Raw genomic sequence first — 22,589 nt, forward strand, 5'->3', positions numbered from 1 at the left:
ATGAACAAATTGTGTATCTATTATACTTGAACAGTCGAGCGCCATTCAGAATACAGGATACCCATCATGATACGATCATAACTGTTACCATCACGAAGAACAGCAGAACGAACTCTACCCTCAAGCTGGAACCCCGCCTTCTCATAAGTTCGGATCGCTTGTGTATTGTACTCAATCACATCCAAGCCGACCCGATTTAAATTGAGCTCATAAAACGCATAACGAAGAATGAGACCTACAGCTTCTGCCCCAAAGCCCTTGCCACGGTAGTCCGTATTACCTATACCTATTGCCAGCTGCCCGCTGCGATTATTCCACTCAATTCCGTGGATAGCAACAAATCCGATCAAGACATCATCTGCCAATGTTCTTAATCGAAAATAGACCTCGTTAGAGCTGGGAGATCCTTCTGACTCCATCTGTTTCAACGTGTAAGGGAGCGCCAAATCCGTATCTACATTTCGCAGATACTTCGCATCCTCACCCCATTTGAACATCACTTCGGCATCTTCTTCCCTGACTGCGGCCAATTTTATTCGTTCTCCATAAAATAAATTTTCGATCTTAATGCCCCTTCAGCTCCTATTATGAATTGTGTGCCATGTTTTCTGTCATAATTGTCATGCTATCCGATGTCCGCAATATAAGCTCTCCCTTATGTACTCAATGTTTAAATTTTACAAAATAATCAAACATAACACAACCAAATCATTACAGTTGTCATTGTGTGATACACAAAAAGACCTTGCAGCTGCAAGGTCTTCATATTCCTAGTATTTAAATAACATAGCAACCAGTTGATATCCAGCTCCAATCGTCCAGAACAGTACATAATCACCGCGCCGGATACGACCCGATTCAATACCTTCATATAGAGCAATGAACGGGCTACTGGTACCTGTGTAACCATATCGATCACCCACATAAATCATTTGGGCATCCTCTAGCTCCAAGTGATCCTGAATCTTCAATACATTTGCTAACGAGAACTGAGACAGACAATAAGCCCGTACATCCCGAGGCGTCAGCCCATTCTTTTTTAAAATGCGTTCAAGCAGATCAAATGTAGGAGGCAAGGCCATATTGGCGTCGAACGGAAGCCACTGAATATATTTTCCGGGGGCGTTCCTTTGGAGTGTCGCCGCTAACCCCTGAGCCGGGTACAAAATTTTATCTATATTGACTGGGTCCGTAAAATACATAGAATCTATAAATCCGGTGTCTTCTTCTGTACGCTCCAAAATAGCCGCACATGCAGCATCTCCATAGTTCGCATAAGTAATCTCATCCTCCGGACCGGAAATGAGTGAATTATAATCCGAACCGATAATAAGCGCTGTCCGCACGTCAGGATTAGATAACATCGACCGACTGACTTGATCGACAGCGACTGTCATCCCTGCACAATTCGCGTTGGAATCCATCACGGCCACATCATGTCTGGCCCCAATCGCCTGGTGAACAAACAATGCATTCATCGGAAACAGTGACTCAGGAACTTGAGTGGAGAACACGATCATATCCACGTCACGGCCTGTCATACCAGCCTGTTCCAGAGCTTTTTGCGCAGCCGCAATTCCCATTGTTAGACCGTTTTCGTTCGGATCATCAATGATATAACGCTGTTTTCTACCCATATGCTCCATGAAGCGTCGAATATCTTTGCCCTGCTCGTCAAAATGGCGAACATAGTATTCGTTATCCAACGAATGGGACGGATGATACACACCCAGTGCTTTTATTTTGATATGGCTCATCAGGCTTCCCCCTTACACATACATCAGCGCATTATTGTACAACAATATCTACGTTGTTTAATCCTGCTTCGCGTGCTACTCGACCAAGCTGCATTTTAATAATGGTTTGTTGAAGGCTGATGCCAAAGATTACTTTGGTAAATCCAGTTTCTTTATAACGTACAAATGAGCCCTTCAATTTTTCCACTTCTCCCGGACCCAAAAGTGCCATCTGGGTACAATCTACCTTGAGTGTAAAGCTGGACGCCTGAATGGATGAGGTTTTGGCTACATAATCTTTTACAAAGCTATCATACTCCTCCTGGCTAAAAACTCCATTCACCGCCATATGTACCGTTTTCATGGCTTGATCTACTTCGATAGTGTAAGGATGTTGACTCATTTTAGAAGGACTCCTTTAATTTCATTTTTTTGTCTATTAAGAGTATCGGAATAATAGGTAGAATTTTTAATATTAAATCAGATAATTCACCACTAAAATATTACAAATTTGTGAATATAAAAAACCGTCACTGCTCCTAGAAGAAGCAACTGACGGCTAGAAATTTGCGTATTCTCATATGAAATTAATTCGTAAACGTATGGCGACCGAGTGAGATGACAGCCGGGCGACTTTTACTCCATTTGGCTGTAGCAATGGCCGGGTTGTAATAAAACAAGGACCCATTGGTCGGATCAGCACCATTAAGTGCCTGTCTGGCTGCACGGTACGCAGTCTTGTTGGGTTTCAGGCGGTATTGACCATCCTGTACAGCGGTGAATTGACCAGGCTGCAAAATAACGTCCGGGATCGAGCTTGGAAACTCACCGGACTGAACACGGTTTAATACGACAGCGCCGACAGCCACTTGACCTTCAAACGATTCCCCGCGAGCCTCAGAATAAATGATACGAGCCAGTTGATCCAGCGCGGTTACGCGCACCTCTCCGAAGGATTCCAGCTTGGCTTGTGTAGCCGCTCCGGCTACTCCATCAGGTGTCAGACCGTTATCCCGTTGAAAACGAGCCACCGCTTTACTGGTCAGAGAACCATAGTACCCAGTAAACCCAGCCTTGAAATAACCGAGCGAATGAAGCTGCTGTTGAAGCTCCAGCACCCGTTCGCTTTGAACCCCTTTCTTCAAAGCTGACGTTTGTGCTTGTGCTTGTCCTGGTGCGACTGACAATACAGTACCTAACATACATGCGCAGGACAGGATTAAAATAGATAACTTTTTCATATTCCAGACAACCTCCTCTTTCATGTTCTGTCCGGTGCAACCATTCCGGCCTGTACAACTCAGGGACGTTTATCCGATGATGTTTCTTATGACATAACTTATGCCTAGCTGCAGAAATGACGCGTGGCTACATACGGAATGGGACAATCATGCTTTCACACGTCCGTTGCAGTATACCATAAGCCGCATTTACGTATCATCCGGCTCTGGTCCTAAGACTACCCAAGCAAATAAAACGCCATCCCTAAAGGGATGACGTGTATTAAGAACAATGGATCATGTTCTGACCACACTTGAATACGTGACTTTTTTCGCTATTTTTCGCTTCAACTTGCCCGGGACCGGAGCCTGATTTCTACTAATTCAAATCACATATCCGCGCACACATACATGGGCGTATGCATAGGGTAGCGTACGATCATCAAATTTCGAATAATAGAAAGGCAGGAAACGACGCGTGGATTCATATATGGATTACACCTCCCCTACTGTACAATTTACCTATGATTTAAGAGACAATGTTTTGTTTCAGAAGGATGCTCAAAACTCGATCAACGAGCTGTCGATCCAGCAGCTGAATACATTGGCGAATGTATCGCTGCTGGATATTCGCCTTAGCACAGCTAATGTTGTGGAGCCTCACTATCACCAAAATGCCACAGAACTGGTATACTGCATCTCTGGAGCAGTAACCGTGTCACTGATTAACCCCTTCACCCTCGAGTTACGACATTTTCCGATCACACCTGGCCAAGTGGCTAACGTTCCTCAGGGATGGTGGCATTATCTGGTCGCCACGATGGACAACACTCATTTGTTGACCATTTTTAATGCTCCGACCCCTGAATTCATACTGGGCTCCGACATTTTGCGGCTAACGCCAAGTAACATTCTGGCTCATACTTACTGCCTGAATGAGAATAAGATTCAGGAAGCACTCGCCCCAATTAAAAAGCCTGTCATCATCGGTCCTCCCAATGACTGCAAGCAGCAGCCCCCCCGAAAACCTGGGATACATGTAAGGCTTGCCGATACTTCACCCCACCCTCAGGTCGCCCCCCAAAGAGGTTACGCCCATACCAATGGATATCCTGGCTTCTCTTTTAATCCCTATCAAGAATAGGCTAACTCTAGTCAGGCCTTAAGTTCGAGGGAATACCTTTTCCCTGTATGTTCGCCGTTACCATAAGACCGTCCCTCTCATAAAATGCCAATGTATAAGAGGGGGTGATGGAATGGACGCTTATTACAACTGTTTGAACTGCATGAATAAAAAAGTGCGTATTCTCACCGTTGACGGAAAACAGTACGAAGGAACCATTATGGATGTGGATCGTAATAATGTGTACTTAAAAACAGAACGGAACGGACGTGTACAAACGTCTGCCTTTTATCCTGGCTACGGGTATGGGAATCAAATCTTAACTTTGAGCTTGTTCACCCTGCTGGCGATTGCGTTAATTTAATCTCTGTTCCATTGTCCGTTCCTGTCTATAGATGCCAATGTACCTCAAATGACAGCTGCCCAGCCCGGCACAGTTTGTGTAGGGCCTGTACGCTGTTATTTGAGGTGTTTTATCATACGTTCCATCCTCTAAAACACTTAACCCCCCATCGGTTATATACCGATGGGGGGTTAAGCTACTCATTTCAATTTAAACCCATAAAGACTTAGTAATGATAACGAGCAAAATGAACAGTACCAGGATAGCTCCTGTCGATGTCCATACTCCTGGGTAGCCCCCTACTGAACCGCCACCACAACCTCTTTCACATTCACTCATGGTCATTGCCTCCTTCAATTCAAGGTACAACATAGCTTATGTATTGAGCTTTCCTATGGACCGGGCTTTTCGGCAATGTTATGAATGTTTTCGCTGATGGGCATTAGCCTACACCTTTCCTAGGCAGGAGCATAGGATAACACAACTAATCTTGAAGGAGTGAAGCAATTGAATTCAAATCAAATGCTCAATTACAACGTTAATCAACCTTTTCCTCACCATCCTACCTCTCACCACGTCGTGGTGCACCCTGTAGATCCATACGTCGTAGAAACATTAAAATCGGTGATCGGCAAGTACGTTGTACTTGAGACAACACGTGGCAGAATTGATGGATGCGTAGTCGATTGTAAGCCCGACCACGTCATTTTAGATGTATACGGAAAAAAATTCTTTGTTAGAATCAGCGAAATCGTATGGATCATGCCCAACTAAACAAATCAGACATTAAAAATCCTCGCAGATCCCGTTCCGGATTCGCGAGGATTGATCATGATATGATTTTGCTAATCGAGCTCTCCTGCCAGTGAAGCCCGGAGTTCATCTATCGTTCCGTTGTATTCATCCAAATCGACTTGGCCTTGAATACCCGGAACACTGCCTGTGCTACTGTACTGCCAAGCCCACCAGTTATTCCAAGCTGGAACCGCGGTCGGCTTTTGCGTAGTGCTGTATCGGGCTACCCACAGTTTATACATAGAAAATGTAGGATCAAACTTGGAAGCAAAAACATTGCCCGTGTATACGATTGGCTGACGCCCGGTAAGCCTCTCCATTTCATCCAAAAAGGCATGAGCCACTTCACTAATTTGTGCAGGAGTAAGACCTTTGGGGTTATTTTCATAGTCCATCACAGGGGGCAGATCTAGCCTGCCTCCTGCTGAATCTATAGCCCTTGCAAAATTAGCTGCTTCCTGACGAGCTCCATCCGCGGTAGTAGCATTCAAAAAGTGGTAAGCGCCAACCAAGATGTTAGCATCTCTGGCACCCTGTACATTTATCAAAAATTGATTATCTTGATATTTTGTGCCCTCTGTAGCTTTAATAAAAGCAAATGTCTTACCTGCCGCTGCCACTTGCTGCCAATCAATATTGCCATTATAGTGTGAGACGTCAATTCCTTGCGCGTGTCCATCAGAAGAAATCGCAGGTACAACAGGTATGGTAGGTATAACGTCCTCGGTAGTTGATGGCTCCTCCGTTTCCTGATCCAACGCTATAACAACCTTACCATCATCCGCATTGAGTACATGAAAGGGTGTGCTGTGATTAAGGTCAACCACAATACGTACCGATGCGGGGGTTGTACTAAACATGGAGTATCTTACTTGGGAAACATCTGGATCTTCAGTGACTGGAAAACTTCCTTGTCCACTACTGTCAAATGATTGCGATGCTAGAAATTCCTCAGAAAACGTTGAACTAGGTATGTCTACAACAATACGGTCTGCATGAGTCAACGTAGTTACTTTGGGGGTTGCTTTTCCATTAACAGCTATAGTCAATTGGTGATTAGCGAAGCTAATTTGGTTTATAGCTGTACGCGCACTCTCTTTAGGATTACTTACAGCTGGAGTAGCAGAATGATCATGAGTGGACTCGCTATTGTCGCTTGAAGTAGGCGGAGTCGTCAGGAACACAGTTTTAAGCTCGTTGTTCCAGGCCACATCAATCCCTGTCTGTTCAGACACAAAGCGAAGCGGAACATAAGTCGTCCCCTCTCTAAGCAAAGGCGCTACAGCCAATCCAATTTGATGATCATTGACAGAGGCTATGGGATTGTTGACCTGAAGACTGAGGTTAAGATTTTGCTTATGTATAGTTATGGTCCCTGTCTTGGACTCCCAATTCACGCTATAACCCAATTCCTCTACAATGAGACGGAGTGGAACCAGTACATTCCCCTTTACTTCTTGAATCTGAACACCTTTGCCAACACTTATATCTTTACCATCCAACTGAAGATGTGAACTCGAAGATGCAGCATGACTTTCTCTTGGAAATGCTAGTAGAAACAGAAACAAAAAAGCAAATAAACAAATTTTCTTCATTATGTACCCTACCATTCTCTAAATTTTCGCTTATGAAATTCTTGCACTCTATGATTCTCAGGACCTCCATTTTGATAGACGCGAATCATATGTAAAAAGTTACGATTGATTCAGTATATATTTCAGTCTTATCATACAAAAGTACTAAAAAACTCTGCCAGCTATACAGCAAGCAGAGCTTTTTCCAGTTTTATTAATCTAGTTTACTAGCAATCTTATCACAAACGAATACTTCATGTTCACACTGTTAAAAATGTTAACCCTATAAGAATGATCGAAGTAACAGACAGTACCAGTAAGGGAAGCATTGCTTTCTCCCGCAAAGCCTTAAAGCTCACATTCAGCCCCATGCCTACCATAGCCATCGTTAACATAAAGGTGGTAACTTGAGAAATTCCGTTCGTCAGACTAGATGGAACTACAATATATTTTCCAAAAACATAGCTGCCCACAATACTTGTAGCCATAAAGCCGATGAGGAACCAGGGGAACTCCACTTTAGCGTCTGTACGAATTTTTCCAGTTCGTTTCATCCAAACCATTAAAACAAAGCTGAGCGGTATGAGTAAGAAAACACGCCCCAGTTTGGCTAATAAGCCCATTGCAAGTGCATCCTGTCCGGCAGGCGCTGCAGCTAAGGCCACATGTGCAATTTCATGTAAACTGATACCCGACCAGATTCCATATTGCATATCCGTCAAAGGAAGCCAGGGCCGAAGCACAGTAAACAAAATGGCAAATACCGTTCCAACCAAGGCAATGAGTCCTACCCCTATGGCTGTATCCTCATCTTTGGATTTTAACAAGGGAGAAACCGCTGCAATCGCTGCTGCACCGCAAACTCCTGTTCCAATACCAAGAAGAAGCGAAAGCGAAGCATCTGCCTTGAAACGTTTTGCCAACCAAACCGTAAAAAAGATGGAAAATACAACAGTGCCCACATCACGCAAAAGTAAACCAAGTCCATGATGAATGACAACATCCATGTTCAACTTCAGCCCAAATAACACAATAGCTCCACGTAGTATTTTCTTTGCTGAAAACTCAACTCCCAAGCGCACAGCTTCAGGGTATCCCCACAACTGTCGGTACAGAATAGCGAGAAACATGGCACAAGCCAATGGACCTACATAATGAAAGTCTGGCAATTCGTTCAGGCCATAGCCTGCCAAAGCAAATAACATCGTGAGGACAATGCCAAATATACGCTGGAATAATCGACCTCTGTTCGAAAATAATTTGGTGTGTTGTGTATGACTGTTCATGGTGAACCCCTCCAATTCTACATGCATCCAGCTTAATATGTTTTTTGTCATAAGAAAAATAAATCATTATAATAATGATAATAAGTAAATAGATATGATGAATTTGGAGGAATGGGCCTTGGACCAATCTTTAATCGTATTTGTTATGGTCGCGGAGAAACAAAATTTCACACGAGCTGCCGAGGTGTTACACATGACCCAACCTGCGGTAAGTCAATATATTCAAACGCTGGAACGTAGCGTAGGAACCCGCCTCCTGGAGCGTAGCAATAAGTATGTACGCTTAACCAAAGCAGGTGAAATTGTGTATCATCATGCTCAGGAGATTATCCGTCTCCATACACGGATGCAGTATTTGGTGGACGAGCTGATGCATACAGCAAAAGGAAACCTGTCGATCGGCGCAAGCTACACGTATGGCGAATATGTGCTGCCGCATGTGATCGCGCAAATGAGGGTCCGGTATCCACTCATTCAGCCCTCCATTACCATCGGCAACACCCAGGAAATTGAAAAACTCATGATCCATAATCAACTGGATGTAGGCATTATCGAAGGAGAATTTCAGCATGACCATTTACACATCGAATCATTTGCTGATGATAGAATGTATATCGTCGTTCCGCAAAATCACCGTTTGGCTGGTAAATCTCAAGTGGATGTAAGTGAGCTGCAAGAGGACATCTGGATTCTGCGGGAAGAAGGTTCTGGAACCCGGGAAGCGGCTGAAAAAATGTTTGCACGGTTTCAGTTCTCCCCTTCTCATATGATGAATTTTGGCAGTACACAGATCATCAAAGAGTCTGTAGAAGCAGGCTTGGGGATTTCTTTGCTGTCCCAATGGGTCATTCAGAAGGAACTTGCTCTGGGAACATTAAAAGTACTGGATATTCGTAATCTTCCGGTTATTCGAAAATTCTCCTTCCTAACTCCTTCTTCGACATTTGAAACGAAAGCAAGCACCGCTTTTTTGGAGATTTTGCGAAGTTATAATGTGAAAAGGTAAAGTGCAGAAACAACGAAAAAAGCACCCATTAAGGTGCTTTCAACATAATCATTATCATGTTTTTTTATGAGGAAAGATGATCCTTACCATGATAGAAGAAATGAGAAAAATCAGCGTAGCTTCCTTGGAATTGTTGCATATCATGAGCAGCAATACCTACAAAATTTCCTGTAAAACCCCCGGATAAAAAGCTGATATCCTGCATTTCAAAAAGCCGCTTCCAAGCAGGTTTGTCTCCGACTCCATAATAAAATTGCCCGTGGGATGCATGGACTTCCACAGCTAAATGTATAGGAAGATCGTCCTGAAGCGTAATTGCTTGAGGAACTAAGGTAAATGTATTGGCTTCACATCGCATCATGCGCAGTACCTTCCCTTGCCCCTCCTCATAGCTAATATAGGCATACAAATAATCTTCTTCATTAAGGTACAGTAGTAGCCCCGCCATTTGTAAATAGCTTGTCGGCTTATACTCCAATGCTGTTTCTACCCGGAAATGATGATCCGTTTGCCGAATGGCAAGCACGTGATGCTGGAACAGACTTTGAATGGATTCTCCAGCCAGAATGCGAAGGTAGCCTGGGCGCTGGCTTAATGAACACCAGCTATCGTCCGCCAGGATACGCAATGTGTTCCACGTTTTATCTAATGTGGGTCCCTCGAAAAAATCCTCAAAAACATAACTCTGCTGCTCTTGCTTAACCGAGAACATCCCTTGAGGTGCGGGTACCTCCAATTGAGGTGTATGGCCCCCAGCAGTTAATCGGAGCCAGCCTTCATCATTCCAGTACACTTGCTGCAAGGCTGTTTCCCGTCCTAAAATGGCATATTTCCCCTCTACTGGACGTGTGCATAAATGAGCCATGTACCATTCGCCGTCTGGTGTTTGTACAAGACTGCCATGTCCTGCGCATTGTAACGGGAAATCAAGTTGATCACGTGACGTAAGCATTGGGTTGTGCGGGTCTACTTCATATGGCCCGGATATCTGCTTCGAGCGTGCTACGGTAACGGCATGCCCCGTACCCGTTCCGCCTTCCGCTGTAACAAGATAATAATATCCGTTTTGCTTGTAGATGTGAGGCGCTTCTGTTTTCTTTAAAGGAGTACAATCAAAGATTTTAACAGGCTCGCCAATGAGCTGTTGTTGCTTGCTGTCATACTCCTGCATGACTATACCGGAAGATTTATTGCTTTCCAACATGCGGTAATCCCACAATGCGTTCAACAGCCATTTACGTCCGTCCTCATCATGAAATAAAGACGGATCAAATCCGCTACTGTTAAGATAAACGGGGTCCGACCACGGTCCTTGGATCGTAGGCGCCGTCATCACAAAATTATGAACATCCTTGAACGGACGTTTGGTGCTTTTCACATCCGTATAGAGCAGATAAAAAAGGTCATCTGCATAGCTAAGCTGCGGTGCCCAAATGCTACAATTTTTAGGATTACCTCTTAAGTCAACCTGATCGGTCAAAATATCTGTGCAATGCTCCCAATTTGCCAAATCTTTGGACTGGTACACCCGCACTCCAGGCAGCCACTCAAACGATGACACCACAATATAGTAAGTATCTTCGACACGTGTAATACACGGATCGGGATTAAAGCCTTTTAATATGGGATTTTGGATCATCATGAGACCTCACTTCTCCTTACTTCCAAAATGTAACTTCAGCAAAAACCTGTTCCTTGCTCCATGCTTCTGTTCCCGCTTCAAAACAATCCGCCCACGGAACACGCTGCTTACGTAACGTAGCAACTTCATCGTGTCCGTTATATTCTTGATAACAGACGGTTTTCTCGTTCGCAACATTGTCCCAATTGTCCCAGCCACGTGGGTCAATATGATCGCCCATTTTACAATCGACAAATACGGTCTTGGCATATTCCCGCCACGGACGCCCCAAAAAAACCGGAGTAATATCAGGCTCTGCAGTTAGGTAGCAATGGTTGAATACATAACCATACGCTTGTCCTTGCGGCGTAGAGGCAGCTGTAACGTAGCTCGTTTGGTTCTTATGATGGCGTAAACTGCGAATTTCGCAATCTTCAAAATACGCGGTAGCCCCACCAAAAATAAAGTCCACCGTACCCTCTATATAACAATGCTGATAGAGCTGCCGATAGTGCCTATGATGCTCCTTCAAATGGATTCCACCAAACTGGAGTCGTTCTTTCGGTGCAGGAGGTAGAGGGCCTGTAAATAAAGTATCCTGGTGCCCTTTAAAGGTACAGTTTCTAAAGACCGTTTCATCACAATGAGCGTATACCGCAACAGCCTGCCCAATGGCTTCTCCCTGTCCTGCCGTGTTGGAAATCGTGAGATTTTCCAAGATCAGATGGCTACCGCCTAAAAATAAAGTAGGTGTCGCAAAGGTCCCTATTTCCTCACCCGCTTCATCCCGCTCCTTGGCATACCGATCCATTCGAATCTCTACCTGCCCGATGCCTATAATATGAAGATATGAACGGTAAATTCGTACTTCTTCCTCATAAGTACCTGATAAAATAGTTAGCGTTTCCATTTCGTTGGAAGCCGACTGCTCCAATACAGCAATCGCCTCCTGAATCGTATGGAAATCACAAAAGGATTCTTTTCCAACTAGCATGGTTACCCCGATCCCTTCATTTGATTTACAGGTGTTCGGCTAAAAATAACTGCCACGCCGTTCGCATTTCCAACGTCTCCATATGTCCACCGCCCGCAATCACAGGCTGCCAATGCTCAGGGTGACCTGCCTCCTGGTAAGCTTCCAGCAGCCCTTTTGCCAAATGCTCGACTCCTTCAATAGGACACATCCGGTCATTTTGACCTGTTATACTCATCCGTGGACGAGGTACGATCCGCTTTTGAATATCCAAGGTGGTAAAATGCTTCAGCAAGCCGGGGACATAGGAGTAGAAGCCATGATGGTCCAATCCCCTTTTGGCGATCAGCGTATGGGCATCTACCTGTCCACAAATATCAACCGTGACCTGTATCCGTTCATCTAACGCAGCCATCCACCATGCCATGAGTCCACCCATCGACATACCGATTGTTCCGATACGAGAAGCATCAATGTCCTCACGCTGGCACATATAATCCACCAAACGACGGTTATCATACAGCATCATGCCCCACAGCACTTGGCCCTGCCAGAGCATTTCCTTTACCAGCTCGCTCTCGGTTTTGCCTCCACGTTCATTAAAGCCCCACATGTCAATGCAGCATACGCAGTACCCCATGTCTGTCAGGGTTGTAGCAAACGAGGGCTGCTGCAAGTAAGAACTGCTATGGATCAGTTCCTTGCGCCCGTTCGTATAATTGCCTCCATGCGAATGGTTAAAAACGACCAATGGGAACGGACCGTTCCCTTGTAAGGGTGTAGCTACATAAGCGGGTACAGACTCGATCCCGTTCAAGTCCAGCAGGAGACACTCCAGTCGATATCCCTCACGCTCTTCTTGATTCAGCAGAGTTGCCGTTACAGAGCGATCTGCCGGAAGGTCTCCCAACAATGCTTTCAACTTATCCACGTTGTACCTCCTTTCATGCCCTCCTAATTCATCATATTTTGTTCAGAAGGTTGTATCGTTACTTGTTCTATCAGCTTTTCGGGCTGAGCTGTATTCTTCGAATGGCAACGATTGATTTCAACGTCTTCCCCATTTTCAATATAAAAGGCAGGACCTTCATGATTCTCAATCGTCACATGTTGAAAACGAATATCCTTCACGTTACCTAGATAAAAACCACGGTTGTTCATATCTTCTATCCCTGTCATCATGGCCGGACGACCGGGAATTGCATTTTTAGCCATAGAAATATCAATATTGGAAAATGTAATTTCAGCAATATATTGTTCTGCAAGTCCGTATAAGAATCCAGCAGCCGCATGAACCTGTCGTGCCGTAATATCGGAAAAATGGATTCGTCTAAAGCACGGGGTTTCATCGGTAATCGGATAGGGATTTTTGTCCCACACATATTTGTCTTTGCCCCGAGGGCCGCAGAAATAATAAAGATTCAGAATAAATGGACAAATTACATCTTCCATCACAATGTTGCTGACGCGAATATCCTCGATGGTTCCGCCACGTCCTCGTCTGGATTTCAGACGTATGCCCCGATCCGTTTGCTTGAACACGCAATTGCTGATCGTAACATTACGAATGTCACCACTCATTTCGCTTCCCAGTACGACTGCGCCATGTCCATGCACCATCGTACAGTTGGTAATCGTAATATTTTCACATGGAATTCGCTCTTGTGTATCTTCAGTTCCTGCTTTGATCGCAATACAATCATCGCCCACATCTATATTGCAGTTGCTAATACGAACATTGGAACAGGATTCAGGATTAATGCCATCCGTATTGGGGGAGTCCGCCGGGTTAAGAATGGACAAATTATCAATCGTAACGTTATAGCAAGCGATGGGGTTTACAGTCCAACTGGGGGAATTTTTTAACATAACATCTTTAATGGTAACCCGCTGACAACGGTCAAAGCTGATTAATTTGGGTCTCGGATACTGTAACTCCTCTGGATGATTGCGGTGCTTTTCCCACCACGGCTGACCATTTCCATCCAGCGTTCCGCTACCTGTAACTGAAATATTCTCAAGGTTCTGCCCATAAATGCATGACGCATGCACTTCCCGCTGAACGCCTTCCCATCTGGATTCTACTACAGGGTAATCAGCCAGTTCAGTACTAAAGGACAGAGTTGCGCCAGGGCTTACATGCAGCTCAATGTTACTTTTCAGAAAGATAGCACCTGTCAGATACGTCCCAGACGGAACAAAAACGGTTCCTCCTCCAGCATTGCTGGCCGCTTCAATCGCAGCCGCAATCGCTCCCGTAGCCAGCGTCGTGCCATCCTGAACTGCTCCATAATCTACAATGTTATACAATTGCATTTCGTTCTCTCCTGTCTTTATATTTTGTGAATGTTAGATCCATTTTGTATTGGAAAAGCATAAGCTGCCCCCGGATTTCAACATCCAAGAAATCATTCAAGGAGTCAGGGGGCAACAGCCATGCTCAACTATTATTTTTTCGTTTTCTTATACGCTTCCTCGTACTCAGCAGTAATCCGTGATCCACCGGAGTTTTTCCAGTTTTCTACGGCTGCTTTAAACCCGGCTTCGTCAAGCTCACCCATAATAAATTTGAAGGAGGCGTCGGTAATGATTTTCTCCAGCTCTGTTCCTTGCTCATTAGCGGTGACTGAATCCAGTGGAACGGTCGGGTCCAGAACAGCAAATTCATTATTTTCTCGGACTAATTCATTAGCCAGTTCCTTCTCTGGATTGGCATCTTTTAAGTTGTAGGTCACTTCACTTGGTCTGGAGCTTGAAAACGGCTGAACATCTGCTTGCCACAAATCTGTATTCGTAATTTTGAAGGCTCCATCTTTTTCGATCTTATAATGAGTGCCTTCTATACCGCCGGTCATATACATATATACATCTTTGTCAATTAAATCATCTACAAATTGCAGCAGTCTCTTCAACTCAGCTTCTGTTTTTACTTCGGATTTCGGAAATGCCAGCAAACCTCCTACCCCGCTTCCCTCAGACCATACGTGGTATTTGCCATCTCCATTCGAAATCTTGTTAACCGGTACCAGCTTCAGCCCCTTTTGTAAGCCTTGGGACAAGGTTCTGAGGTTAGAGATATCGATCATGCCTGTATAAATACCTGCTTTACCTTGTGCAAATTGTTGCTGCTGGTCCGTTTTAGCGGTTACAGCAAAGTCTTTAGAAAGATATCCATTTTTGTATAATTTATTGGAATACTTTAAGGTCTCCAAATATTGAGGAGTATCAAATTCCGGCGTAAATTTTCCGCTTTCATCTACTTTCCAGCCATTAGGTGTGCCAAAGTAGGAACTTAAAGTTTTGAAGCTGCTGTAGCGTAGATCCGATCTGTCAACAAACCCAGTCGTATCATTTTTTCCATTTCCATCCGGATCATCTTCTGTAAACGCTCTCGCAACTTCATACAACTCATCCAGTGTCGTCGGCACCTTCAGTCCCAAGCGATCCAGCCAATCCTGGCGAATGACCAGACCCGCCCGAGCCAGATTCTTCTGGAACGGAACGCCATACAGTACCCCTTCAATGGATGCGGCTTCCCGAACTTCAGGCGGGATTTTCTTCAAATTTTCATAATCATCCAAATACTTTCCTACATCCCAGAATAGCCCTGATTTCAAAGAGCTTCGTACTGAAGAATTTGTCATCATCGTCAGAGTCACCATATCGGCCAATTCGCCGGATGCAAGCGCGGTAGTGATTCTCTCCTCTTTGGAAGCGTCAGGCACCCAATTGAACGTGATTTTAGAATTGGTGTATTCTTCAATTTTGCTTTTGATCGTTTCTGTAGGCGGAGAAGCTGTATGCAATACGTTTAACCAGGTAAATTCCAGTTTGGACTTCGGATCATAGGTTTGGCCGCTTTGATCCTCAGCTCCCTTGTCACCGCAAGCAGCTAAAAAAACACTCATGACCATTAGTACAGCAAGAAGGCCCGATACTCCCTTTTTCGTCGTGATTCCCTTTTTCATCGTGTTTGCTCCTTTTCTGTTTAAATATTTATGCCATATCTTCCTCTTTCACCAGAACCTCTCGCTCTATTTTGCTGAACACCTGATGCGTCATCCACATCACGAGATAACCCATAATACTTGCTCCGGCAAAAGTTAGAATTCCTGGGTACAAGCCTAGAATCAATGCAAAAAGCACGACAATGGCTACAAAAAGAACAAGCGTATATTGTAAATACGAAAATCCAATCACTATCGACATTTTGACCTTCAGTCCGATACCTTTCCAATCATAGTGAGCCAGCAGCGGGAAAATGTAGGCCAAAGAGATGAGATACAAAAAGGCTCCAATAAGCGTCACCACACGAACATACCAGGACGAGACGTTGACTATATCCACGTAGAGCACGTAACCCACAAGGCTGTAAAGCCCGCCAATGATTGCTGCTTCTTTAAAGCTTTCTCTAAAGTAACGTACAAACGTCGAGAAAATGGCGACTTCCTCATTGCCCCGAATCCACTGCCTTAAAATACTAAGCATAGCAACGGTTGCAGGCCCAACGCCTATAAAACCCAAGCCCAGAATCGTCGCAACCGTCCAAAGCAAGTTAAGGTAGACCAGGCGCAGCAGGCGCATGCACCATTTGTTCATGTTTTCTACAAACCGTACCATTTTGCATCCTTCCCGTCGTCATTAGTAAACGCCGTCTTCACCAAATTTCTTGGCCAGTCGATTGGAGCCCATAATCAGGATTAACCCTACTACACCTTTAAAAAGTCCTACCGTCGTACTGAAACTTAATTGTCCATTCTTTAAGCCCGCAGTATAAATGTAGGTGTCAAAGATTTCGGCAACCTCGCGGTTTAATGAGTTCAATAGCAGATACATATGCTCAAAGCCCAAATCCAACGTGCTACCGATCTTCAAAATTAATAATGTAATAATGACTGGGCGGATCGCAGGCAAGGTAACGTGCCATGTCTTTCTCAGGCGTCCAGCTCCGTCCATCTCTGCTGCCTCATACAATTGCGTATCTACCACTGTAATCGCAGATAGATAAATGATGGTAGACCAGCCAAGTTCCTTCCAAATCACTTGCCCGATGTAGACGGTTCGCAGCCATTGAGGAGAAGTTAAGAAGCTGATCTTCTCACCGCCCAGCGCGGCAATCATTTCATTCAGCACCCCACCGTCTACGGTTAGGAATACATAAGAAATCGAAACAATGATAACCCATGACATAAAGTGCGGGATGTAGATAATGGTTTGAATAATGTTTTTAAAAAACATCTTCCTAACCTCGTTCAGCATGAGTGCCAAAATGATGGGCAATGGAAAAAAGATTACAATGTTCAGCGCAAACAAAACCAGTGTATTACGAAGCAGCATAAAAAACGTAGGCTCGGTAAACAAACGAATAAAATGCTTCATTCCTACCCATGGACTGCCCGTGATTCCCTGAAAAGCTTGATAATCCTGAAATGCAATCACCAATCCCCCCATAGGAAAGTACTTAAAAATAATGAAGTACACCAGTCCGGGTAAAACCATTAAATAGAGCAACTTGTGTTTCTGCATTCGTAAAAGGCTTTCTGTCGTTCTTTTGTTCTTTTTCATTTTCATGTTTGGTGCGGGGACACTTGAAACTTTCATTAGTTCGACCTCCTTCAAACGTTCCTGTATACGTTTTCAAGAGTACGCGATTTTCAGCATTCCGCATATAATCATCAAATGATAGCGTTTACAAAATTGAGTATACAGCCTACTTTTCAACCTTTTCACCTTAGCTAATGATTACAACACAACCTAATGATCATCCGCTTTTCTCCATGATTAGAGAACACCTCAAGATTTGATTATATACGGAATTCTTTCCTCTTGATAAGGTTGACATGTAAACGATTACGAGGAGGTCAACCACATTGACGCAACCATTACGAAAACAAAAATTACGAAAAAAAGAATCGCTGGGCAGCCGTATTTTCAACATTGTAAACAGTACACTATTGATTCTCATTGCCCTCACTTGTCTCTTACCTTTTTTGAATATCATCGCCAGCTCTTTTGCCTCAACTGAAGAAGTGATAGCCAAGAAGTTCATTTTATTCCCAGTTACTTTTTCCTTGGATGCCTATCGCTATATTCTGTCGACTCCCACCATTTTTAGAGGTCTCGGGGTTTCGGTTGGAGTAACGGTCGTCGGTACAGTTGTAAGTATGATATTTACTGCTTTTATGGCTTATGGATTATCCCGAAGATATCTACTTGGCCGCAATACGATTAACTTCATTGTAGTGTTCTCTATGTTGTTTAGTGGGGGGATGATTCCGACATTTCTGGTTGTAAAAAGCATGGGGCTTATCAATTCGTATTGGTCCTTGATTCTTCCCGTGGCCATTAATGCGTTTAACCTGATTATCATGCGTAACTTTTTTCAGGCGCTGCCAGATGATTTGGAGGAATCAGCCAAGATGGACGGGTGCAACGATTTTGGTATCTTCTTTAAAATTATGTTGCCGTTAGCCCTGCCTTCTATTGCAACCATCTCTCTATTCTACGCTGTTGCCTACTGGAATACGTATATGCACGCCATTCTCTATATTAATGATTCTGCAAAATGGCCGATTCAAGTCTTGCTACGTCAAATTGTAATCGTTTCCAGTGGTATGCAGGCAGAAGGTACTGCTGTAGATGTCATCCCGCCTGCGCAGACGATTAAGATGGCAGTCATTGTCATTGCGACCGTTCCGATGTTAATCGTGTATCCATTTGTGCAAAAGCACTTTGTCAAAGGAGCTTTATTAGGAGCGGTTAAAGGCTAATTGGCTTGCTTCATCTTTCGGTAAGCTCCCGGTGTAACCTGTTCCTTTTTCCGAAAAGAGCGGATAAAGTTTTGCGAATTATGATATTGCAGTCGCTCAGCGATTTCTTTAATCGTCATATCGGTCTCAACGAGCCATTTCTTGCCCATTTGTAACCGGTAGCCCATTAGATATTCACTAAACGTCGTTCCGTATTCTTTTTTGAAAATGCTGCTTAAATAATTCGGATTGTAATGAAGTCGGTCTCCAATGAGTTCTAATGATAATTCCTGGTCATATTCAGCACGGATAATAGCAGCAATTTTTTCCGAGAGACAGCGGAATTGCTGATTGGTCTTCTCCTTCATGCTTTTTACCATGGGGAAAATAACTTGCTCTATCAGCATACGTTCTATCTCTTCCGGGTTACGGATGTCCAGCAAACGATGATACAAGGCATGATTGTCTTGCGTCAGCAGCACTTCAATCCCTAATAGCTGCTCCAATTGGATGAGGTTATTCACAAACCGTACCAACAGCACTTCAAAGTTCATGGAATGATTGTTTTTTATCATCATTTCCTCCAATAAAGAGTGCACGGTATGGTATACCTGCTCTTCGTCCCCTATTCGGATGGCATCAAACAGTTTTGATTCCAATTCCGTAGGATAATGAAGCAGCACCGGACCTGAAATGACCATGGAAATATCTTCATAAAAAATAATTGATTCTTTGCCTAAATTTAAACGGTGATGCAAAGCTTGCTTGCTCATCTCACAGGCTTCTTTACTTTCTAATAAGTTATCATACGCAGTACTAATGCCGATGCTGATGGATACATTCAAATACTCTTTTACGTTTCGAACCAAAAGGGTCGCATCATCTAGGACTTGCTTTCTCATTTCCTGTTCGCTCTTACCTGTCAGAATTAATATGGTGGCCTGAGTGTTATCGTTCAAAATGATGGGAAGCATTCGCTGCTGCTCTGGAATCGTCTCTTCTACGATTTTATTAATAGCCAGCAGCAAAACATCTTTATCCGAGGGCTCTCGATCTCCCAGATTATCCAGTTGGACTAACAAGGTAATATACATTTGATTCTCGATCGGCGGATAACCCAAGCGTGGCATTTTTCGTGCCAATTCCTCTGCAGAAATACGTTTGCGGAACAGGTTGAGAATCAATTGGGTTTCCAACTGTGGCATTTCGGACTGAATGAGACTTTCCAAGCTTTCCTTCTCGGTTACAATGTTATCGATTGAATTAATAATCCATTCAATTTCATTTTTAGAAGGTTCATTTTTGAAAGCGAAATTAGGATTTTTAGGCAAACTGCGTTTTATTTGCTGAAATGGCTTTGTAAAGTAAATGGCAATGAAGTACGCCACTACCACCATTAAGAGCGTTAATACAAGTCCCATCATGATGATCCCAAATTTGGTCGTTTGAAAGGCATCCGCAATTTCTTTCTTATCTAATACCGTTAAGTAAGTCCAATTGTTGTAAGCAGATTTGGCATAAATGACTTGTCGTGCAGGCTGCTGATCCGTTTTCTCCAAAGTTAACATACCTGTGTTGTTCGGCTTCACTGCAGCTTCTGAAATGTGCTGAAGCTGTTGGGTGGACAATAATTGTTCAGCAGGCTGGGTTTCATACATTAAATCGCCTTGTTTATTCAAAATAAAAACAGCCATATGATCCTCGGTTTGAATCGTATGATTTAACGTTTGCAGCGAAATATCCGACAAAGCAATGGCTTGCTTCTTCTTAGAGAATACAGGCAAGGTATTAACAAAACGAATTCCTTTATCTGTTTTAACCCAGAATAGTCCCTTCTCTTGGTGGTCGATATAGGTACTAATCAGCTTTTCTCGTTCCGTTTTCGTCAAATAGGACAGGCTTCCATTGGAGATTCTCCAATTCTGATTTAGACTGATTAGCGAATATTCCGTTCCCTCTAATCCCATCGTAGCAATATAATTGAGCTGAGTATTCACATTCCGATACGCTATAAAATCTTTTTCTGTAATGGGATTTTTCACAACATCACTAAAGGAACTGGTCGTGCTATACGTATTAAAAGCATATTCAATCGTTTGAATTTTCTGCTCCAGACTATTTCTGATCTGTGCCATGTAGCTTTGCTTGGTATTGGAAACTCTCTCCACAACGGAGCTAATTGTTGTAAAATAGATATAGCTGCCAAAACTGGCCACCAATCCTATTCCCAAAACCAGAATCGTAATAAAAATAGTATAGAACATTCTTCCTTTTTTCATTGCGCTCCCCCTCTGGCTCTTTGCATCACAACAAAATTATAGCGCTTTCATAACAAGGTTTAAATCATTTTTTTCACGTGTGCATTATTTTTTACATCCGTATCATTCCAATTTAAGTCGATTTTGTTTGGTTTGCGGCAGTTAAAAAGAAATTTGGAGGAGTTATTTATGTTACATGTTATTAGTCCTAAAGAACCGATTATAAAAGAAGAATTTCCGTCAGACACTTCCTTTCTCTCCCTCTATCCCGTAGCAGCTCATGAAGCTCGTCCTTTTATATTGGTATTACCTGGCGGTGGATACGAGCATTTGGCCTCACATGAAGGAGAGCCTATAGCTCGGTGGTTGAATGATCTAGGTATTCATGCGGGTGTGCTGGAGTATCAAGTCGGCGATTTCGAGATTATTTCCTTGTTGAAGGATGTAGAACATGCTCTGCAATGGATTCGCCAAACACCGCATGACTGGCTAGTCATCCCTGATCAAGTGGGGCTCATCGGTTTTTCAGCAGGCGGTCACTTGGCCTCCATTGTCTCCACTATAGGGACGGTAAAGCCCGATCTTCTGTTGTTGGGATACCCTGTAATTTCATTTCATGAGCCTTATACACATATCGGAAGCCGTACACATTTTTTAGGGGAACAGCCGACGCTGGAGCAGCTTCAAGCCTTTTCATCCGATCGGCAAGTAACTTCACAGACACCTCCAACTTTGATGTGGACTACAGCCAATGATGGCGCTGTACCGGTAGAAAATAGTCTGTTGTTCGCTTTTTCATTATCCAGAGAACGTATTCCGTTTGAACTGCATGTATTTGAGGAAGGGCGACACGGCTTGGGACTGTCAGAGGACAACCATGAATGCCATCAATGGCTTAATCTGGCGGAAACTTGGCTTCAAAAACATGGATATGCTCAGGCAAGGCAACAGATGACAACTCGACTGTTTATCGCTGGGGACTCCACTGCAGCTCAAAAAGGGGCTACCGAAAAACCGATGACAGGCTGGGCCGAACACTTGCAAAGCTACTTGGCACCGTCTGTTCATGTGGACAATCGTGCCGTCAATGGACGAAGCACCAAATCTTTTTTAGCAGAAGGCCGGTTAGCTGATATTGAAAAAGATATTCAAGCTGGAGATTATCTGTTTATTCAATTTGGACACAACGATGAGAAAAAAGAAGACCCCACTCGCTATACCGATCCTGATGGAGAGTATCGTCAAAACTTAATTCAATACATTCAGTCCGCTCGGGAGCGTGGTGGAATTCCAGTGCTATTGACCTCTGTAAGCCGCCGCCGATTCACCGCAGACGGTGAACCTGATCCGCTGGCTGTAGGAGCCTATCCTGCTGCCATGAGACAAGTAGCCGCGGAAACCAAAACACCCCTGCTCGATATTTTTAAAGCTTCTCAGCAGCTATATCGTTCAATGGGTGAAAAAGAGTCACAGCAGCTATTTATGCATTTGCCTGAAAAAGCGCATCCTAATTACCCCGCTGGTGTAACGGATAATACCCATTTTTCTGACGAAGGAGCAAAGCAGGTCGCCCAGCTTGTAGCGGAAGCAATTCGACAGTGTGCGGAACTGTCTGCATTAAAACAACGTATGGTAGAAAGGAATCTAGACAGCGATGAGAGGCTTGCACACCAACTTGTCAACTGATATCAAGAACTAAATAGATGCAAACACAAAACGGACTTGGAGCTAATCACTCTGACGTCCGTTTTTTATTTCGTGTGATCAAAGACTATACAGCTATGAAGAATAGTTCAAAAGTATGGTAAATAAAAAACTTAAATTGTTATATTTTAATTCTTTTGTATTTTATAGGACTTTAGAATCGTTTTGTTGTATTATTTTGACAACATTTGTCGAATTAAG

At 43.7% G+C, this 22,589-nt stretch carries 21 protein-coding genes; 6 read left to right on the top strand and 15 right to left on the bottom strand.

What is annotated here, in order from left to right; all coding sequences use genetic code 11:
- Nucleotides 1–20: 20 nt before the first annotated feature.
- From BM358_RS08620 to BM358_RS08635, 4 genes are all read right to left on the bottom strand, one after another.
- A complete protein-coding gene (locus BM358_RS08620) occupies nucleotides 21–569 on the bottom strand; it encodes a GNAT family N-acetyltransferase (RefSeq protein WP_023989403.1) in 549 nt (182 codons plus the stop codon).
- Nucleotides 570–770: 201 nt separating this feature from the next.
- Entirely contained in the window at nucleotides 771–1,757 is a 987-nt protein-coding gene (locus BM358_RS08625; protein WP_023989404.1) for a ketoacyl-ACP synthase III, read from the bottom strand.
- A gap of 31 nt (nucleotides 1,758–1,788) precedes the next feature.
- Complete coding sequence (locus BM358_RS08630; RefSeq protein ID WP_013311042.1) at nucleotides 1,789–2,139, bottom strand: hypothetical protein; 351 nt, start codon at nucleotides 2,137–2,139, stop codon at nucleotides 1,789–1,791.
- 184 nt (nucleotides 2,140–2,323) lie between these two features.
- Nucleotides 2,324–2,977 carry a cell wall hydrolase gene (locus BM358_RS08635; protein WP_023989405.1) on the bottom strand — a complete coding sequence of 218 codons (654 nt, stop codon included), beginning with the start codon at nucleotides 2,975–2,977 and terminating at the stop codon, nucleotides 2,324–2,326.
- A gap of 457 nt (nucleotides 2,978–3,434) precedes the next feature.
- Here BM358_RS08635 and BM358_RS08640 point away from each other — a divergent pair, with 457 nt between their 5' ends.
- Together BM358_RS08640 and BM358_RS08645 are read left to right on the top strand one after the other, a co-directional pair.
- The gene (locus BM358_RS08640; RefSeq protein WP_023989406.1) at nucleotides 3,435–4,100 is read left to right on the top strand and encodes a cupin domain-containing protein; all 666 of its coding nucleotides are present in this window, start codon (nucleotides 3,435–3,437) and stop codon (nucleotides 4,098–4,100) included.
- A gap of 112 nt (nucleotides 4,101–4,212) precedes the next feature.
- The gene (locus BM358_RS08645; protein WP_028540505.1) at nucleotides 4,213–4,443 is read left to right on the top strand and encodes an LSm family protein; all 231 of its coding nucleotides are present in this window, start codon (nucleotides 4,213–4,215) and stop codon (nucleotides 4,441–4,443) included.
- A gap of 189 nt (nucleotides 4,444–4,632) precedes the next feature.
- Here the strand turns inward: BM358_RS08645 and BM358_RS26745 are convergent, their stop codons facing one another.
- A complete protein-coding gene (locus BM358_RS26745; protein WP_013371969.1) occupies nucleotides 4,633–4,761 on the bottom strand; it encodes a hypothetical protein in 129 nt (42 codons plus the stop codon).
- Between the two features lie 168 nt (nucleotides 4,762–4,929).
- Here BM358_RS26745 and BM358_RS08650 point away from each other — a divergent pair, with 168 nt between their 5' ends.
- Nucleotides 4,930–5,196, top strand: a complete 267-nt coding sequence (locus BM358_RS08650; RefSeq protein WP_025719729.1) for a DUF2642 domain-containing protein — start codon at nucleotides 4,930–4,932, stop codon at nucleotides 5,194–5,196.
- Nucleotides 5,197–5,267: 71 nt separating this feature from the next.
- Here BM358_RS08650 and BM358_RS08655 read toward each other — a convergent pair whose 3' ends face one another.
- A complete protein-coding gene (locus BM358_RS08655; RefSeq protein WP_028540504.1) occupies nucleotides 5,268–6,812 on the bottom strand; it encodes a GH25 family lysozyme in 1,545 nt (514 codons plus the stop codon).
- 239 nt (nucleotides 6,813–7,051) lie between these two features.
- The gene (locus BM358_RS08660) at nucleotides 7,052–8,077 is read right to left on the bottom strand and encodes a YeiH family protein (RefSeq protein ID WP_028540503.1); all 1,026 of its coding nucleotides are present in this window, start codon (nucleotides 8,075–8,077) and stop codon (nucleotides 7,052–7,054) included.
- A 118-nt stretch (nucleotides 8,078–8,195) separates the two neighbouring features.
- Between BM358_RS08660 and BM358_RS08665 the strand changes: the two genes are divergently transcribed.
- Nucleotides 8,196–9,083: a LysR family transcriptional regulator gene (locus BM358_RS08665; RefSeq protein WP_023989411.1), complete on the top strand. Its 888-nt coding sequence runs from the start codon at nucleotides 8,196–8,198 to the stop codon at nucleotides 9,081–9,083.
- Between the two features lie 64 nt (nucleotides 9,084–9,147).
- On the opposite strand, the gene BM358_RS08670 is transcribed toward BM358_RS08665, so the two are convergent.
- The 7 genes from BM358_RS08670 to BM358_RS08700 all read right to left on the bottom strand — a co-directional run bounded on the left by BM358_RS08670 (nucleotide 9,148) and on the right by BM358_RS08700 (nucleotide 17,278).
- A complete protein-coding gene (locus BM358_RS08670) occupies nucleotides 9,148–10,725 on the bottom strand; it encodes a glycoside hydrolase family 43 protein (protein WP_028540502.1) in 1,578 nt (525 codons plus the stop codon).
- 16 nt (nucleotides 10,726–10,741) lie between these two features.
- Nucleotides 10,742–11,698: a pectinesterase family protein gene (locus BM358_RS08675; RefSeq protein WP_023989413.1), complete on the bottom strand. Its 957-nt coding sequence runs from the start codon at nucleotides 11,696–11,698 to the stop codon at nucleotides 10,742–10,744.
- Nucleotides 11,699–11,723: 25 nt separating this feature from the next.
- The gene (locus tag BM358_RS08680) at nucleotides 11,724–12,608 is read right to left on the bottom strand and encodes a dienelactone hydrolase family protein (RefSeq protein WP_028540501.1); all 885 of its coding nucleotides are present in this window, start codon (nucleotides 12,606–12,608) and stop codon (nucleotides 11,724–11,726) included.
- Between the two features lie 23 nt (nucleotides 12,609–12,631).
- Nucleotides 12,632–13,993 carry a glycoside hydrolase family 28 protein gene (locus BM358_RS08685; protein WP_028540500.1) on the bottom strand — a complete coding sequence of 454 codons (1,362 nt, stop codon included), beginning with the start codon at nucleotides 13,991–13,993 and terminating at the stop codon, nucleotides 12,632–12,634.
- Nucleotides 13,994–14,124: 131 nt separating this feature from the next.
- Nucleotides 14,125–15,645 carry an extracellular solute-binding protein gene (locus tag BM358_RS08690; protein ID WP_028540499.1) on the bottom strand — a complete coding sequence of 507 codons (1,521 nt, stop codon included), beginning with the start codon at nucleotides 15,643–15,645 and terminating at the stop codon, nucleotides 14,125–14,127.
- 28 nt (nucleotides 15,646–15,673) lie between these two features.
- On the bottom strand, nucleotides 15,674–16,297 hold the full coding sequence (locus tag BM358_RS08695) for a YesL family protein (RefSeq protein WP_023989417.1): 624 nt from the start codon (nucleotides 16,295–16,297) through the stop codon (nucleotides 15,674–15,676).
- Nucleotides 16,298–16,318: 21 nt separating this feature from the next.
- Entirely contained in the window at nucleotides 16,319–17,278 is a 960-nt protein-coding gene (locus BM358_RS08700) for an ABC transporter permease (protein ID WP_023989418.1), read from the bottom strand.
- Nucleotides 17,279–17,547: 269 nt separating this feature from the next.
- Between BM358_RS08700 and BM358_RS08705 the strand changes: the two genes are divergently transcribed.
- Nucleotides 17,548–18,447, top strand: a complete 900-nt coding sequence (locus tag BM358_RS08705; RefSeq protein ID WP_028540498.1) for a carbohydrate ABC transporter permease — start codon at nucleotides 17,548–17,550, stop codon at nucleotides 18,445–18,447.
- Here BM358_RS08705 and BM358_RS08710 read toward each other — a convergent pair.
- A complete protein-coding gene (locus BM358_RS08710) occupies nucleotides 18,444–20,705 on the bottom strand; it encodes a helix-turn-helix domain-containing protein (protein WP_028540497.1) in 2,262 nt (753 codons plus the stop codon). The genes BM358_RS08705 and BM358_RS08710 overlap by 4 nt on opposite strands.
- 168 nt (nucleotides 20,706–20,873) lie before the next feature.
- Here BM358_RS08710 and BM358_RS08715 point away from each other — a divergent pair, with 168 nt between their 5' ends.
- Complete coding sequence (locus BM358_RS08715; protein WP_028540496.1) at nucleotides 20,874–22,370, top strand: GDSL-type esterase/lipase family protein; 1,497 nt, start codon at nucleotides 20,874–20,876, stop codon at nucleotides 22,368–22,370.
- The last annotated feature ends 219 nt before the right edge of the window (nucleotides 22,371–22,589 follow it).

It is taken from the genome of Paenibacillus sp. cl130 (assembly GCF_900116035.1).
GTDB lineage: Bacteria > Bacillota > Bacilli > Paenibacillales > Paenibacillaceae > Paenibacillus > Paenibacillus polymyxa_B.

Coding starts and splice junctions, on each gene's coding strand:
- BM358_RS08660 (WP_028540503.1), bottom strand. CDS start 8,077: ATGAACAGTCATACACAACACACCAAATTATTTTCGAACAGAGGTCGA.
- BM358_RS26745 (WP_013371969.1), bottom strand. CDS start 4,761: ATGAGTGAATGTGAAAGAGGTTGTGGTGGCGGTTCAGTAGGGGGCTAC.
- BM358_RS08695 (WP_023989417.1), bottom strand. CDS start 16,297: ATGGTACGGTTTGTAGAAAACATGAACAAATGGTGCATGCGCCTGCTG.
- BM358_RS08710 (WP_028540497.1), bottom strand. CDS start 20,705: ATGAAAAAAGGAAGAATGTTCTATACTATTTTTATTACGATTCTGGTT.
- BM358_RS08655 (WP_028540504.1), bottom strand. CDS start 6,812: ATGAAGAAAATTTGTTTATTTGCTTTTTTGTTTCTGTTTCTACTAGCA.
- BM358_RS08690 (WP_028540499.1), bottom strand. CDS start 15,645: ATGAAAAAGGGAATCACGACGAAAAAGGGAGTATCGGGCCTTCTTGCT.
- BM358_RS08635 (WP_023989405.1), bottom strand. CDS start 2,977: ATGAAAAAGTTATCTATTTTAATCCTGTCCTGCGCATGTATGTTAGGT.
- BM358_RS08630 (WP_013311042.1), bottom strand. CDS start 2,139: ATGAGTCAACATCCTTACACTATCGAAGTAGATCAAGCCATGAAAACG.
- BM358_RS08715 (WP_028540496.1), top strand. CDS start 20,874: ATGTTACATGTTATTAGTCCTAAAGAACCGATTATAAAAGAAGAATTT.
- BM358_RS08675 (WP_023989413.1), bottom strand. CDS start 11,698: ATGCTAGTTGGAAAAGAATCCTTTTGTGATTTCCATACGATTCAGGAG.
- BM358_RS08700 (WP_023989418.1), bottom strand. CDS start 17,278: ATGAAAGTTTCAAGTGTCCCCGCACCAAACATGAAAATGAAAAAGAAC.
- BM358_RS08625 (WP_023989404.1), bottom strand. CDS start 1,757: ATGAGCCATATCAAAATAAAAGCACTGGGTGTGTATCATCCGTCCCAT.
- BM358_RS08685 (WP_028540500.1), bottom strand. CDS start 13,993: ATGCAATTGTATAACATTGTAGATTATGGAGCAGTTCAGGATGGCACG.
- BM358_RS08670 (WP_028540502.1), bottom strand. CDS start 10,725: ATGATGATCCAAAATCCCATATTAAAAGGCTTTAATCCCGATCCGTGT.
- BM358_RS08645 (WP_028540505.1), top strand. CDS start 4,213: ATGGACGCTTATTACAACTGTTTGAACTGCATGAATAAAAAAGTGCGT.